Raw genomic sequence first — 14456 nt, 5'->3', positions numbered from 1 at the left:
CGCGGCGCTGCTATCTGCCGGCGAAGATGGTCAGCCGCGATCGAGCTTCTTTCCGCCGCGCGCTTCGAATTGGACGAGCAGCGACTTGAGTTCGATCTCGCGAACGCGGCGTGCCGCTTCATCCGGGCTGACCCATTCGAGGATACGCTGACCCCGCTCCTTGAAATCGCCGCTGATATCAGTGACTTCAATCTGAAACATGTCGACGATACAGGGGGCCACATCGCCATTGTCGAGTTCTTTCAGATAGGTATAACGGCCGACCGGCTTCTTCTTCACCACCCCGCGCACGCCTGCCTCCTCCCACGCCTCGATTGCCGCTGCTTCGAAAGGCTTTTTCCCTTTCATCGGCCATCCTTTTGGGATGACCCAGCGTGCGCTCTCACGCGATGTGATCACCAGGATTTCGATCGCGGATCCGGCATCGCCGTAGCGAAAGCAAAGAGCGCCGTACTGTTGACGGAATGCACCGGCGAACAGCGTTTCAGGAACAGCAGCGAGCTGCCGTAGCAGTGACTGGGACTTGTCCGGTCGGGGCTTCCTGCTTTTCTTGCTCGGCGTCATAGTAGATGAATTACCGAATTTGCATGTTGCTTCAATTGCCTGAGCGTGTTTATGACAGATTTATGACAATCGGCCGCACGAGGAAGGTTCCCAGGCATGATGAGCATTTTTCGCAAGCTGATGCCACGGGAAGACAGATTCTTCGACATGTTTTCCAAGCACTCGAAGACCGTCGTTGCCGCGGCCTACGCCCTCGACCAACTCCTGAAGGGCAATGACGTCGAGAAAAACTGCGAACGTATCGTCACATTGGAAGACGAGGCCGACGACATCACGCGTGACGTTCTTCTTGCCGTTCGCCGAAGCTTCATCACGCCCTTCGACCGGGGAGACATCAAGGACCTTATCCAGTCGATGGATGATTCGATCGACATGATGCACAAGACAGTCAAGACGATCCGCTTGTTCGAGCAATCCAGCTTCGATCCGCTCATGCAGGAGATGGGCAGCGAAATCGTCAAGGCGGCAAATCTTGTCGCGGAAGCGATACCCCTGCTCGACAGATTGGGGGCCAATGCGCAGCGTCTCGCCGCCATCGCGGAGGAAGTCACCCGAGTGGAGGGACGTTCCGATGAGCTCCACGACCAGGGTTTGAAGGATCTGTTCTTGCGTCATGGCGCCAGCGGCAATGCGATGGCCTACATGATCGGCAGCGAAATCTACGGAGAGCTGGAGAAAGTCGTCGACCGCTTCGAGGATGTCGCCAACGAGATCAGCGGCATTCTCATCGAGAACGTCTGATGGATGCCTCCCTCGCTCTGCCGCTGCTGGTCGGCCTTATCGTCGTCGCTTTGTTCTTCGACTTTCTCAACGGCCTTCATGATGCGGCCAATTCCATTGCCACGATCGTCTCGACCCGCGTCCTGCGGCCGCAATATGCGGTCGCCTGGGCGGCGTTCTTCAATTTCATCGCTTTCCTGTTCTTCGGCTTGCATGTCGCCGAGACGCTGGGGACCGGCATCATCGATCCCGCGATCGTCTCGCCCCAACTGATCTTCGCCGCGCTCATGGGCGCCATCATCTGGAATATCCTCACCTGGATTTTCGGGATTCCATCGAGTTCGTCGCATGCGCTTGTCGGTGGGCTGGTGGGGGCCGGTCTGGCAAAGGTGGGCTTCAGCTCGATCGTCTGGAATGGTCTCCTAAAGACGGTCGGCGCCATTTTCCTTTCACCAGCCATCGGCTTCCTGCTTGCGCTGGTGCTGGTACTCGCCGTCTCCTGGTTGTTCGTCCGGCAGACGCCATTTGCGGTGGATCGGACCTTTCGCATCATGCAGTTCGTGTCCGCTTCGCTCTATTCGCTCGGCCACGGCGGAAACGATGCGCAGAAGACGATGGGCATCATCGCGGTGCTCCTGTTCAGTCAGGGATATCTCGGCCCGACATTCTACGTGCCGTTCTGGGTGGTCATTACCTGCCAGTCGGCAATGGCTCTCGGTACGCTGTTTGGCGGATGGCGGATCGTTCATACCATGGGGTCGAAGATCACCCGGCTCAACCCCATGCAAGGTTTCTGCGCGGAGACGGGCGGAGCGCTGACGCTGTTCGGAGCGACGTGGCTCGGCATTCCCGTTTCGACGACGCATACCATCACCGGAGCAATCGTTGGAGTGGGCGCGGCTCGCCGTGTTTCCGCCGTGCGCTGGGGATTGGCCGGCAACATCGTGATAGCCTGGATCGTCACGATGCCGGCGGCGGCAGCAATATCCGCAGCGTTCTACGGACTTGTATCTTTGCTGCACTGAATGAGGTGAGAGCGAAGGCAATCGCCACGCATTACCCCTCTCCTGTTGAGCTTTGCCGCTGGAAAGACATCCATCCGGCCAGCTGCATCGCGGCTTTAATGTTGCGTGCACTGCACAAATAGAGCGCTTCCATGGCTGTGACTATCGTGGCAATCGCACAAAACGGAAGCAGAAAACGATAGCGCCCAAGAAATAGGCAATCGTTAATTCTTGGCATTTCTCCTTTTGCTTCATGCTGTTACCAACTCCTCTCGAAATTGGCACGCTGCTTGCACGTTCTTAGATGCACCGGTCAACGGCGACCGGGGCGGATAGGCGCGGCATAAGCGCCTGCATTAGACACCGACGTCGCAAGGTCTTTGCAATCCGGGATCTCTCATCCCTTGGACGCAATTTCCGGCGGCGTTTTTTTGTGTCCAAATTCAGCCAGCAGAGGGAACCTGCGCATGACAAAAAATTCGACGACTGGGATTTCGACAACCGGCATGACCCGCCGCGGCATGCTCAAGACGACTGCAGCGGCTGCCCTCATCGGCGCCGTCAAGACTGCCTTTCCATCGGGCGCCTTCGCAGCCGGAGCAGGGCCCGAGGTGAAAGGTGTCAAGCTCGGCTTTATCGCGCTCACCGATTCCGCACCGCTGATCATCGCCAAGGAAAAGGGCTTTTTCGACAAGCATGGCCTTCCGGAAGCGGATGTGGCCAAACAGGCGTCCTGGGGTGCGACCCGCGATAATCTCGTGCTGGGCGGCGCGGCCAATGGCATCGACGGCGCCCATATTCTCTCGCCGCTCCCCTATCTCATGCACACCGGCAAGGTGACGCAGAACAATAAGCCGGTGCCGATGGCAATCCTCGCCCGGCTCAACCTCGACAGCCAGGGCATTTCCGTCGCCAAGGAATATGCCGAAACCGGCGTGCAGCTCGATGCCTCTAAGCTGAAGGCCGCCTTCGAGAAAAAGAAGACGGAAGGCAAGGAGATCAAGGCCGCGATGACCTTCCCGGGCGGCACCCATGACCTCTGGATCCGTTACTGGCTCGCCGCCGGCGGCATCGATCCGAACAAGGACGTTTCGACCATCGTCGTGCCGCCGCCGCAGATGGTTGCCAATATGAAGGTTGGCAACATGGACGTCTTCTGTGTGGGCGAACCGTGGAACGAGCAGCTCGTCAATCAGGGCATCGGCTTCACCGCCGCCACCACCGGCGAGCTCTGGAAGGGCCATCCCGAAAAAGCGCTCGGGCTGCGCGCCGACTGGATCGAAAAGAATCCCAATGCTGCCAAGGCGCTGCTGATGGCTGTCATGGAAGCTCAGCAATGGTGCGAAAGCATGGACAACAAGGCGGAGATGGCCGACATTCTCGGCAAGCGCCAGTGGTTCAACGTTCCGACCAAGGACGTGCTCGGCCGCCTCAAGGGCGATATCAATTATGGCAACGGCCGCGAGGTCAAGGCCACCGACCTCTACATGAAGTTCTGGAAGGACGGTGCCTCCTACCCGTTCAAGAGCCACGATACCTGGTTCATGACGGAAAACATCCGCTGGGGAAATCTGCCGGCGAGCACCGACGTCAAGGCGCTGGTCAACCAGGTGAATCGCGAAGACATCTGGCGCGAGGCCGCCAAGGATCTCGGCGTCGCGGCGGCCGATATTCCCGCATCGTCGTCTCGCGGCAAGGAGACTTTCTTCGACGGCAAGGTCTTCGACCCTGAAAATCCCTCCGCCTATCTCGACAGCCTTTCGATCAAGGCCGTCGCCTGACCCGCTCCGGCGCGCGATCGGCGCGCCGGCCTTTCATTCGTATGAGGAGCGCGTCGATGTCCGCCCTGGCAAATAAACAAAATCCCTCCACGGTCGCCTCTGCCAAGCCGGCGGCAAAGGTTCTGCCATTTTCCGGCAAGCATGGATCGCGGATCGATTTTCGTCGAGCGGCGCTGACCGCACTTCGCAATGTCGTTCCGCCGGCCGTGGTGCTGGCGCTCATCCTGCTCGTCTGGCAGGTGCTCTGTTCATCGACGGATGCGTCCTTGCCCTCGCCGCATCAGGTCTGGCAGGAGAGCTACGACCTGATCGCCTATCCGTTCTTCAACTACGGCTCCCAGGATATCGGGCTTGGCTGGCGCGTGCTCGTTTCGCTGCAGCGCGTCGTGTATGGCTTTGGCCTTGCCGCAGTCGCCGGCGTCATCATCGGGGCGATCATCGGTCAGTCGATCTGGGCGATGCGCGGCCTCGATCCGATCTTCCAGGTGCTGCGCACGGTCCCGCCGCTCGCCTGGCTGCCGCTGTCGCTGGCAGCCTTCCAGGATTCCAATCCTTCGGCAATCTTCGTGATCTTCATCACGTCGATCTGGCCTGTCATCATCAACACCGCCGTCGGCGTCCGCAATATCCCGCAGGACTACCGCAACGTCGCCGAAGTGCTGCGCCTCAACCAGTTCGAGTTTTTCTGGAAGATCATGCTGCCTTCGGCAGCGCCCTATATCTTCACCGGCCTCAGGATCGGCGTCGGCCTCTCTTGGCTCGCCATCGTCGCGGCCGAAATGCTGACGGGCGGCGTCGGCATCGGCTTCTTCATCTGGGACGCATGGAACTCGTCGCGCCTTCCGGACATCATCGTCGCGCTCGCCTATATCGGCATCGTCGGCTTCGCCCTTGACAAGCTGGTGGCTGCGCTCGGCAAACTCGTCACCCGCGGCGCCATGGCCAACTGAGGAACGCACCTATGAACGCCTATCTCAAACTCGACCATATCGACAAACATTTCGATCGGGGCGGCGTGCGCGCCGAGGTGCTGAAGGACATCAACCTGACGATTTCCGAGGGTGAATTCGTCTCGATCATCGGCCATTCCGGCTGCGGCAAGTCTACCCTGCTCAACCTGATTGCCGGCCTGACTCCGGTATCCGCAGGCGCCGTGCTGCTTGAAAACCGCGAGGTCAACGAACCGGGTCCGGAACGCGCCGTCGTCTTCCAGAACCATTCGCTGCTGCCCTGGCTGACGGTCTACGAGAACGTCAATCTCGCCGTCACCAAGGTCTTCAGCCGAACAAAGACCAAGGCCGAGCGGCACGACTGGGTCATGGCCAACCTCGACCTCGTGCAGATGGCGCATGCCAGGGATAAGCGGCCTTCGGAAATATCAGGGGGCATGAAACAGCGCGTCGGCATTGCCCGCGCGCTGTCAATGGAGCCGAAGATCCTGTTGCTGGACGAGCCTTTCGGCGCGCTCGACGCGCTGACCCGCGCCCATCTTCAGGACGCGGTGATGGAAATCCACGCCCGGCTTGGCAATACGATGGTGATGATCACCCATGACGTCGACGAAGCGGTATTGTTGTCCGATCGCATCGTCATGATGACCAATGGCCCGGCGGCCCGGATCGGTGAAGTGCTCGATGTGACCATGTCTCGTCCGCGCCATCGCATCGAACTCGCCTCCGACCGGACATATCTCAAATGCCGCGAGGCCGTGCTGAAGTTCCTCTACGAACGCCACCGTTTCGTCGAAGCCGCGGAGTAGACGCCGCGAAACAACTGGAGCGTTTGGTTGTCGGAGCCCTTTGTCTTGTAGCGGGGGCGGCGCTTGATTTCGGGCGCCGCGTCCTCTCTACTCCCCGGCCGTTGCAAATACCGCGCTGGCATCGCTGACAATTTCCACATGGGAATAGGCCGCCTGCCCCGCGGCCGCGGCGTCCGCGCGCATGATCGCGGTCACGATCCGGCCGTGCTCCTCATAGGATTTTGCCAAGCGCCCCGGCAAACGGAACTGTGCCCGTCGAAAAGGTGCCAGCCGCGCCCTGGTCTGCGTCACCATCTCGAAGACATGATCATTATGCGCACCTCGATAAAGCCGGGTGTGGAATTCGGTATTGTGAGCCGAATATTCCTCTTCGGCGCCGGCATGCACCAGCCTCACCGATGCCCGATGCTCCAACTCCAGCGCGCGCCGCTCATCGACCGTCATGCGCTCGGCCGACAGCCTGGCGCAGATTGCTTCAAGCTCCGCCATCGCCTCGAACATCGAATGCAGATAGGCCTCGGTGACATTGGTCACGAGGGCACTGCGGTTTGGCTCGCGGACGACCAATCCCATGGCGCCCAGCTCACGCAAGGCCTCGCGTACCGGCGTGCGCGAAACCTCGAAACGAACCGCGAGCGACACCTCGTCCAACTTCGCGCCCGGCAGGATTTCACCTGTGACGATCATGTCGGAAATCGCCCGCACCATCTGTTCGACGGTGGTTCCGGTGCGGATCACTTCTCTGCGCCTAGTCTGCTTCACAATACGAATCTGCTCACATCAACACTCTGCATACAGATGCCGTCCGAGACTCGATAAGTCAAATTGAGCAGGGAAGATATTGTTAAATTTTCGCTTTCTGATGAATAAGAGAGCTTGGCCTGCGCGAAGTATCAGCAATCACGCAGTCACGATGACCAAGAAATACCTGTTGATTACTTTTTGCGCAAGAAATCGATCAATCTGCATGCACTTTTCGGAGTGTGCATTTTGCAGAAACAAATAAATTATAAAAAACAATAGATTGATTTCTGGCACGCACATTGCATGCACTTTTCTGTACCCGTTCGAAACCGGCCCAGCGCCGCAAGGAGCATTCCGATGACCAAACTCCTTTCCATGAACCGCCGCAATTTCCTTCAGGCTTCCGCCGCCGGTGCGCTCGCCGGCGCCATGCCGGGCCTGATCGGCTCGCCAGCCGCAGCCCAGACCGCGCTGACCGTCGGCTTCATCTATGTCGGCCCCAAAGACGACTACGGCTACAACCAGGCGCATGCGGAAGGTGCCGCCGTGGTCAAGGCGCTGCCGGGCGTGACGCTGGTCGAAGAAGAGAATGTGCCGGAAACCGTCGATGTCCAGAAGACCATGGAGTCGATGATCAATCTCGACGGTGCGACCCTGCTCTTTCCGACCTCCTTCGGCTATTTCGATCCCCACATGCTGGCCATGGCCGCCAAATATCCCGATATCCAGTTCCGCCATTGCGGCGGCCTCTGGCAGGAAGGCAAGAACCCCGCCAATACCGGCTCCTATTTCGGCTATATCTTCCAGGGCCAGTATCTGAACGGCATCGCCGCCGGTCATGCGACGAAAAGCAAAAAGATCGGCTTCGTCGCCGCTAAGCCGATCCCGCAAGTTCTGCAGAACATCAACGCCTTCCTGCTTGGCGCGCGCACGGTCGATCCCGCTATCACCTGCCAGGTGATCTTCACCGGTGAATGGTCGCTCGCCGTCAAGGAAGCCGAAGCCACCAATGCGCTGGTCGATCAGGGCGCCGACGTCATCACCTGCCACGTCGACAGCCCCAAAGTGGTCGTCGAGACGGCGGCCGGCCGCGGCGCCTTCGTCTGCGGCTATCACGCCAATCAGAGCCCACTTGCTCCCGAAAAATACCTCACCGGCGCCGAATGGGCCTGGGGCAACGTCTACAGCGATTTCGTCAAGAAGGCGCAGGCCGGCGAAAAGCTCGGCAACTTCGTGCGCGGCGGCCTGAAGGACGGCTTCGTGAAGATGAGCGCGCTTGGCCCCGCCGTGTCGGCGGAGGGCCGCAAGGCTTTCGAAGCCACGCAGGCGGAGATGATGAAGGGCGGCTTCTCGGTCTTCAAGGGCCCGTTGAAGGACAATAAGGGCGACACCGTCGTGGCTGCCGACAAGAGCTACGCCGAAGATGCGATCGAGCTCGAGAGCATGAATTACCTGGTTGAGGGCGTCGTCGGGTCCACGGCGTAAACCGCGAAGGGAGAAGCGCCATGACCATCGAGGCCAATGATCCCGCACTCGCCATCGCGGAAAAACCGGCTTCGCTGCGCCCCGTCCTCGAATGGATCGCGCGGCGAGCCGAACCTGTCGTCATCGGCCTTGCGGCCATACTGATCGGTCTTGCGCTCTTCTCCCTCTTCATCCTGGCGGTCGGCAAGTCGCCGGTCACCCTCTTCCAACTGATGTATACCGGCGGCTTCGGCAGCTGGTTTTCGGTGCAGAACAGCTTAAGCCGCGCCGCACCCCTTCTCCTGACGGCGCTCTGCGTCGCCCTGCCCGCCCGTCTCGGCCTCGTCATCATCGGCGGGGAAGGAGCGGTCGTGCTGGGCGGCGTTGCGGCCGCAGCCATGGCTCTGCCGCTTGCCGGCACCGCGCCTGTCTTCCTCACCCTCATTCTGATGGCGATCGCCGCCATGTTGGTCGGCGGCATCTGGATCGGCCTTGCCGGTTTCCTGCGCCACTACCGCGGCGTCAACGAAACCATCTCGTCGCTGCTGCTATCCTATATCGCCATTGCCCTGATGAACCAGTTCGTCGAAGGGATGCTCCGCGATCCTGCAAGCCTCAACAAGCCGTCGACCAGGCCGTTGCCGGCGGACTATATGCTCGGCAAGATTCCCGGCATGGACGTGCATTGGGGTCTCGTCATCGGCATCCTCGCCTGCATTGTGTCCTGGATCGTGATCGAGGCGACGAGCTACGGTTTTGCCGCCCGCATCGCCGGCGGCAACGTGCGCGCCGCCCAGATCCAGGGACTTCCTGTGGGCAAACTGATCGCGGGATTTACCGCACTTGCCGGCAGCTTTGCCGGTCTGGCGGGCATGATTGAAGTGGCGGCGGTGCAGGGAAGCGCCAACGCCTCGCTTGCCGCCGGCTACGGTTATACCGGCATCCTCGTCGCCTTCCTCGCCAGGCACAATCCGCTGGCGATCATTCCGGTCGCGATCCTGCTCGGCGGCATCGACGCCTCGGGCGGCCTCATCCAGCGGCGCATGGGCCTGCCGGATGCGACGGTTCTGGTGCTGCAGGGGACGCTCTTCATCGTCATTCTCTTCTGCGAGACCTTCTACGGCCGCTTCAAGATCTTCAATCCCGACCTCTGGAAAAGGAGCCTCTGATGGAAGAGACAGGCATCGGCATCTGGGGCGTGCCGCTGGCGATCTTCGCAGGCGCCATCCGCGTGTCCACACCATTCATTTTCGTCAGCCTCGGCGAGACGATCACCGAGCGCTCCGGCCGCATCAATCTCGGCCTGGAAGGCACGCTGGTCTTCGGCGCCATGACGGCCTATGCGGTGGCCGTCATCACCGGCTCGCCGACCCTCGGCGTGCTCGCCGCCATGGCGGCGGGCGCAGTCTTCGGCCTCATCCACGGCTGGATCTGCAAATTCCCGAAGGTCAACGACATCGCCATCGGCATCGCGATGATGCAGTTCGGTCTCGGCATGGCGTTTTTCCTCGGCAAATCCTTCATCCAGCCGGTGGCGCCGAAACTGCCCTCGATTGCGCTCGGCGGCTGGTCGAGCACTCCGCAGATCCAGGCGGCACTCAATATCAACGTGCTGTTCTTCATCGGCGCAGCGCTGGCTCTCTTCCTGTTCTGGGCCTTCAAGAACACTCGCATCGGCCTGATCCTGCGCGTTGTCGGCGACAGCACCGACGCGGCCCGAGCCATGGGCATCGACCCGGACCGGGTTCGCCTGCTGGCGACCGCCGCTGGCGGCTCGCTGGCGGCGATCGGCGGCGCCTATCTGTCGCTCTACTATCCGGGCTCGTGGAACGAAGGCATCTCGTCGGGTCAGGGCCTGATGGCCGTGGCGCTCGTGATCTTTGCCCGCTGGAACCCGATCGGCTGCTTTCTCGCTGCCCTGCTTTTCGGCGGCGCCGGCGCGCTCGGCCCGGCGCTGCAATCGGTCGGCGTCACGCAAGGCTACTACCTCTTCTACGCGGCACCTTACGTGCTTACCCTCATCATCCTGATCGCCACGTCCTCGCCCACCCGCTCGCTCGCCGGTGCGCCGGGTGCGCTGTCGCTTACGAAATAACGGAGCTTGCCGATGAACGGACTTGGCGGCCTCAACAAATCCGAACACGGTGTGGGTATCGGCCTGGTACAACTCCAGCTGCCGGTGACGGTCACCAAAGCGGATCTGGCAAAACAGACGCAGGTGATCGTCGATCTGGTGGCCAAAGCGCGGCGCAACCAGCCGGGCATGGACCTCGTCGTCTTTCCCGAATATGCGCTGCACGGCCTCTCCATGGACATCAATCCGGAGATCATGTGCACGCTCGACGGGCCGGAGGTCGCGGCCTTCAGGAAGGCTTGCAGGGACAATGCGATCTGGGGCTGCTTCTCGATCATGGAGCTGAACCCTGGCGGCATGCCCTACAATTCCGGCATCGTCATCGACGATCAAGGCGAGTTGAAGCTCTATTACCGCAAGATGCATCCCTGGATCCCCGTCGAGCCCTGGGAGCCCGGCGATCTTGGCATCCCTGTCATCGAAGGCCCGCGAGGCGCCAGGCTCGCACTGATCATCTGCCATGACGGCATGTTCCCGGAGATGGCGCGCGAATGCGCCTATAAGGGCGCCGAAATCATGATCCGCACAGCCGGCTACACGGCGCCGATCCGCGAGGCCTGGCGCTTCACCAACCAGGCCAATGCCTTCTGCAACCTGATGATCACCGCCAATGTCTGTATGTGCGGCTCGGACGGCACGTTCGATTCCATGGGTGAAGGCATGATCTGCAATTTCGACGGCACGATCATCGCCCACGGCACCTCCGGCCGCGTCAACGAGATCATCACCGCCGAGGTGCGTCCTGACCTGGTGCGCGAGGCCCGGCTCGGCTGGGGCGTGGAGAACAATATCTACCAGTTCGGCCATCGCGGTTATGTCGCCGTCGCCGGCGGCGCGCAGGATGCGCCCTACACCTACATGCACGACCTCGTCGCCGGCAAATACCGCCTGCCATGGGAAGACGAGATAAAGGTCAAGGACGGCACGTCCTGCGGATTTGACAAGCCGATGCGCCGCTACGGCGAACCCCTCAAACCTGCCGCGGAATAGGAGAGAGAATGATGGACGCGATGGTCGAAACCGAAGGGCATTTTATCGACGCCGATCCGTATCCGTGGCCCTATAACGGCGCTCTAAGGCCTGATAACACCGCCCTTATCATCATCGACATGCAGACGGATTTCTGCGGCAAGGGCGGCTATGTCGACCATATGGGCTACGACCTGTCGCTGGTGCAGGCGCCGATCGAACCGATCAAACGCGTGCTTGCCGCTATGCGGGCCAAGGGCTACCACATTATCCACACCCGCGAGGGCCATCGTCCCGACCTCGCCGATCTGCCGGCCAACAAACGCTGGCGCTCGCAGCGGATCGGCGCCGGTATCGGCGATCCCGGCCCCTGCGGCCGCATCCTGACGCGGGGCGAACCCGGCTGGGACATCATCCCCGAACTCTACCCGGTCGAAGGCGAGACGATCATCGACAAGCCCGGCAAGGGTTCGTTCTGCGCCACCGACCTCGAACTCATCCTCAACCGGAAGCGCATCGAGAACATCATCCTCACCGGCATCACCACCGATGTCTGCGTCTCGACGACGATGCGCGAGGCGAACGACCGCGGCTACGAATGCCTGCTGCTGGAGGACTGCTGCGGCGCGACCGACTACGGAAACCACCTCGCCGCCATCAAGATGGTGAAGATGCAGGGCGGCGTCTTCGGCGCCGTCTCCAATTCCGAAACCTTTGTGAGCCAGCTGCCATGAGCACCGTTCGCGACACGCCCCTCCCCAAGGCCGGCAAGGCGGTCGGTATCGATACGCTCGGGATGACCATGCGCTTCGGTTCGTTCACCGCGCTCGACAACGTCTCGATGGCCGTTCCGGCCGGCTCTTTCCACGCCCTTCTCGGCGAAAACGGCGCCGGCAAGTCGACACTGGTCAAATGCATCATGGGTTTCTATCACGCGACCTCAGGTTCGCTGTCGGTCGACGGCCGCGAGGTGGCGGTCGCCTCCCCCAAGGATGCCGCAGCCTATGGGCTCGGCATGGTCTACCAGCATTTCACCCTGGTTCCCTCTCTGACTGGCGCGGAAAACCTGGTCATCAGCCGCACCGAAGTCCCCGCGGTGATCAACTGGGCCAAGGAGCGCAAGGACCTGGCGGGTTTCATGGAGCGCATGCCGTTCAAGATCCCGCTCGACAGGCCGGTAAGTGAACTTGCCGCCGGCGAAAAACAGAAGCTCGAAATCGTCAAGCAGCTCTATCTCGGCCGCTCCTTCCTCGTGCTCGACGAGCCGACTTCGGTGCTGACGCCGGCCGAAGCCGACGAGATGCTCGGCATCGTGCGCGGAATGACCGAGCGCGGCGAACTCACCGTGCTGATGATTTCCCACAAGTTCCACGAGGTGACGAAGTTCGCCGATGCCGTCTCGATCCTGCGGCGCGGCAAGCTGGTCGGCACCGGCAAGGTCGGCGAACTCTCCACCGCCGAGATGGCGGCGATGATGATCGGCGACGTCAAGCTCGCCGAGCTCGACAGCCGCCTGCCGGTGGCCGAAGCGGCAAGACCGGTGCTGACCGTCAGCCAGGTGAAGGCCCCCGATCGCTCCGGCCTGAAGACGATCGAGATCGACGCGCTGACGGTCCGCTCCGGCGAGATCGTTGGCATTGCCGGCATATCGGGCAACGGCCAGAAGGAGCTGACGGAGATTCTCGCCGGCCAGCGCCCGACCGATACCGGTGAGGTCATGGTCAATGGCGAGGCTTACGGCGCCACCCGTGACGAGACCCGCAAGAACAAGGTGCGTTTCATCCCCGAAGAGCCGTTGCAGAATGCCTGCGCGCCCAAGATGAGCGTGAGCGAGAACCTTGCGTTTCGCACCTTCGACTTGAAGCCGGACGGCAAGGACGCGATCTGGCTGAACAGGGGCGGCATGAAGAAGCGCGCCTCGGCGCTGATCTCCGATTTCAAGGTCAAGACCGCCTCTTCCTCCTCGCCGATCGCAGCGCTTTCGGGCGGCAACGTGCAGCGGGCGGTGCTCGCCCGCGAACTGACCGGCGATGTCGATCTGCTGATCGTCTCGAACCCCTGTTTCGGTCTGGATTTCTCGGCCGTTGCCGAAATCCGCGCCCGCATCATGAAGGCACGCAATTTGGGTGCCGCCGTGCTGCTGCTGTCCGAAGACCTCGACGAACTGCTCGAGATGTCCGACCGCATCATGGTCATTTCGGAAGGCAAGCTGGTTTACGAAACACCGGCACGCTCGGCCGATATCGGCGTGATCGGCGCCCACATGGCGGGACATCATTGATGGTGAAGATCAAGGCCGAACCTTTTGCCTTTCCGGTGAAGCACGACGAGCTCGCCCTCATCGTCATCGACATGCAGCGCGATTTCGCCGAGCCCGGCGGTTTCGGTGCAAGCCTCGGCAACGATGTCAGCCGCATCACCAGGATCGTTCCCGATGTCAAACGCCTCATCCAGGGCTTCCGCAATGCCGGCCTGCCTGTGATCCATACGATGGAGTGCCATCGGCCGGACCTTTCCGACCTGCCGCCGGCCAAACGCGACCGCGGCAATCCTGCGCTCAGGATCGGCGACGAAGGCCCGATGGGCCGCATCCTGATCTCGGGCGAGCCCGGCACGGCAATCCTGCCGGAACTCGCGCCCGTGAAGGGCGAAGTCGTCATCGAAAAACCCGGTAAGGGCGCCTTTTACGCCACCGAACTCGGCACCGTGCTGCAGCAGAAGGGTATCAAACAACTCGTCTTTGCCGGCGTTACCACCGAAGTCTGCGTGCAGACGACGATGCGTGAAGCAAACGACCGCGGTTATGAGTGCCTGCTCGCCGAGGAGGCGACGGAAAGCTATTTCCCGGAATTCAAAGCCGCAGCCATCGCCATGATCCGCGCTCAGGGCGCGATCGTCGGCTGGACCGCCCATGTCGACGACATACTGGAAAGCATTATCCATGCCTGACACGACCCGCGAACTGCTGACCTCGGGCGGCTGGAAGGCGCTGGAATTCGGCCCTTTTCGCGACGCGGTCACCATTCACTGGATCCGGCCCTTCGAGGGCGATCAGCCGGGCGTGGCGCTGTTGAAATATGAGCCTGGCGCCTCCGTTCCCCGTCATCGTCACGAGGGGCTCGAGACCATCCTGGTGCTCGATGGCGTTCAATCCGACGAGACGGGCGATTACTCCAGCGGCAGTTATATCGTCAATGCGCCGGGCAGCGAACACTCGGTCTGGAGTGACCCCGGCTGTGTCGTTCTCATCCAGTGGGACCGGCCCGTGAAGATACTCGAAGACGATATTGCCTGAACCCGACGTCGGAATTGGAGGT

Annotated in this window: 15 protein-coding genes; 13 read left to right on the top strand and 2 right to left on the bottom strand. The window is 61.3% G+C overall.

Annotation, left to right across the window (positions count from 1 at the left end):
- Positions 1-30: 30 nt before the first annotated feature.
- Complete coding sequence (locus FHT75_RS19105; protein WP_025554752.1) at positions 31-564, bottom strand: NUDIX hydrolase; 534 nt, start codon at positions 562-564, stop codon at positions 31-33.
- Positions 565-660: 96 nt separating this feature from the next.
- Here FHT75_RS19105 and FHT75_RS19100 point away from each other — a divergent pair, with 96 nt between their 5' ends.
- The 5 genes from FHT75_RS19100 to FHT75_RS19080 all read left to right on the top strand — a co-directional run bounded on the left by FHT75_RS19100 (position 661) and on the right by FHT75_RS19080 (position 5828).
- Positions 661-1305 (top strand): DUF47 domain-containing protein, encoded by a 645-nt coding sequence (locus tag FHT75_RS19100; RefSeq protein WP_025570521.1) that lies wholly within the window; start codon positions 661-663, stop codon positions 1303-1305.
- Entirely contained in the window at positions 1305-2309 is a 1005-nt protein-coding gene (locus FHT75_RS19095; RefSeq protein ID WP_025570519.1) for an inorganic phosphate transporter, read from the top strand. The genes FHT75_RS19100 and FHT75_RS19095 overlap by 1 nt, the downstream gene beginning before the upstream one ends.
- A gap of 446 nt (positions 2310-2755) precedes the next feature.
- Positions 2756-4069: a CmpA/NrtA family ABC transporter substrate-binding protein gene (locus FHT75_RS19090; RefSeq protein WP_127429861.1), complete on the top strand. Its 1314-nt coding sequence runs from the start codon at positions 2756-2758 to the stop codon at positions 4067-4069.
- Positions 4070-4125: 56 nt separating this feature from the next.
- A complete protein-coding gene (ntrB, locus tag FHT75_RS19085) occupies positions 4126-5019 on the top strand; it encodes a nitrate ABC transporter permease (protein ID WP_025570515.1) in 894 nt (297 codons plus the stop codon).
- An 11-nt stretch (positions 5020-5030) separates the two neighbouring features.
- Positions 5031-5828, top strand: coding sequence for an ABC transporter ATP-binding protein (locus FHT75_RS19080; RefSeq protein ID WP_025570514.1), 798 nt, complete (start codon positions 5031-5033; stop codon positions 5826-5828).
- An 87-nt stretch (positions 5829-5915) separates the two neighbouring features.
- On the opposite strand, the gene FHT75_RS19075 is transcribed toward FHT75_RS19080, so the two are convergent.
- Positions 5916-6590, bottom strand: coding sequence for a GntR family transcriptional regulator (locus tag FHT75_RS19075; protein WP_025570068.1), 675 nt, complete (start codon positions 6588-6590; stop codon positions 5916-5918).
- Positions 6591-6929: 339 nt separating this feature from the next.
- On the opposite strand from FHT75_RS19075, the gene FHT75_RS19070 reads away from it, so the two are divergent.
- The 8 genes from FHT75_RS19070 to FHT75_RS19035 are packed head-to-tail and all read left to right on the top strand — an operon-like array spanning position 6930 to position 14434.
- Positions 6930-8057: a BMP family ABC transporter substrate-binding protein gene (locus tag FHT75_RS19070; protein WP_025570118.1), complete on the top strand. Its 1128-nt coding sequence runs from the start codon at positions 6930-6932 to the stop codon at positions 8055-8057.
- 20 nt (positions 8058-8077) lie between these two features.
- Positions 8078-9205: an ABC transporter permease gene (locus FHT75_RS19065; protein WP_097622433.1), complete on the top strand. Its 1128-nt coding sequence runs from the start codon at positions 8078-8080 to the stop codon at positions 9203-9205.
- A complete protein-coding gene (locus FHT75_RS19060; protein WP_025570114.1) occupies positions 9205-10131 on the top strand; it encodes an ABC transporter permease in 927 nt (308 codons plus the stop codon). Before FHT75_RS19065 ends, FHT75_RS19060 begins: the two co-directional genes overlap by 1 nt.
- Positions 10132-10143: 12 nt before the next feature.
- Positions 10144-11160, top strand: coding sequence for a formamidase (locus tag FHT75_RS19055; RefSeq protein ID WP_097622434.1), 1017 nt, complete (start codon positions 10144-10146; stop codon positions 11158-11160).
- A gap of 11 nt (positions 11161-11171) precedes the next feature.
- On the top strand, positions 11172-11873 hold the full coding sequence (locus FHT75_RS19050; RefSeq protein WP_025570110.1) for a cysteine hydrolase family protein: 702 nt from the start codon (positions 11172-11174) through the stop codon (positions 11871-11873).
- Positions 11870-13420 carry an ABC transporter ATP-binding protein gene (locus FHT75_RS19045; protein WP_097622435.1) on the top strand — a complete coding sequence of 517 codons (1551 nt, stop codon included), beginning with the start codon at positions 11870-11872 and terminating at the stop codon, positions 13418-13420. The genes FHT75_RS19050 and FHT75_RS19045 overlap by 4 nt, the downstream gene beginning before the upstream one ends.
- Entirely contained in the window at positions 13420-14088 is a 669-nt protein-coding gene (locus FHT75_RS19040; protein ID WP_025570106.1) for a cysteine hydrolase family protein, read from the top strand. The genes FHT75_RS19045 and FHT75_RS19040 overlap by 1 nt, the downstream gene beginning before the upstream one ends.
- On the top strand, positions 14081-14434 hold the full coding sequence (locus FHT75_RS19035; RefSeq protein WP_097596054.1) for a cupin domain-containing protein: 354 nt from the start codon (positions 14081-14083) through the stop codon (positions 14432-14434). Before FHT75_RS19040 ends, FHT75_RS19035 begins: the two co-directional genes overlap by 8 nt.
- The last annotated feature ends 22 nt before the right edge of the window (positions 14435-14456 follow it).

This window comes from Rhizobium sp. BK112, assembly GCF_014193215.1.
Classification (GTDB): domain Bacteria; phylum Pseudomonadota; class Alphaproteobacteria; order Rhizobiales; family Rhizobiaceae; genus Rhizobium; species Rhizobium anhuiense.
This window is presented reverse-complemented; position numbering and strand designations above follow the sequence as displayed.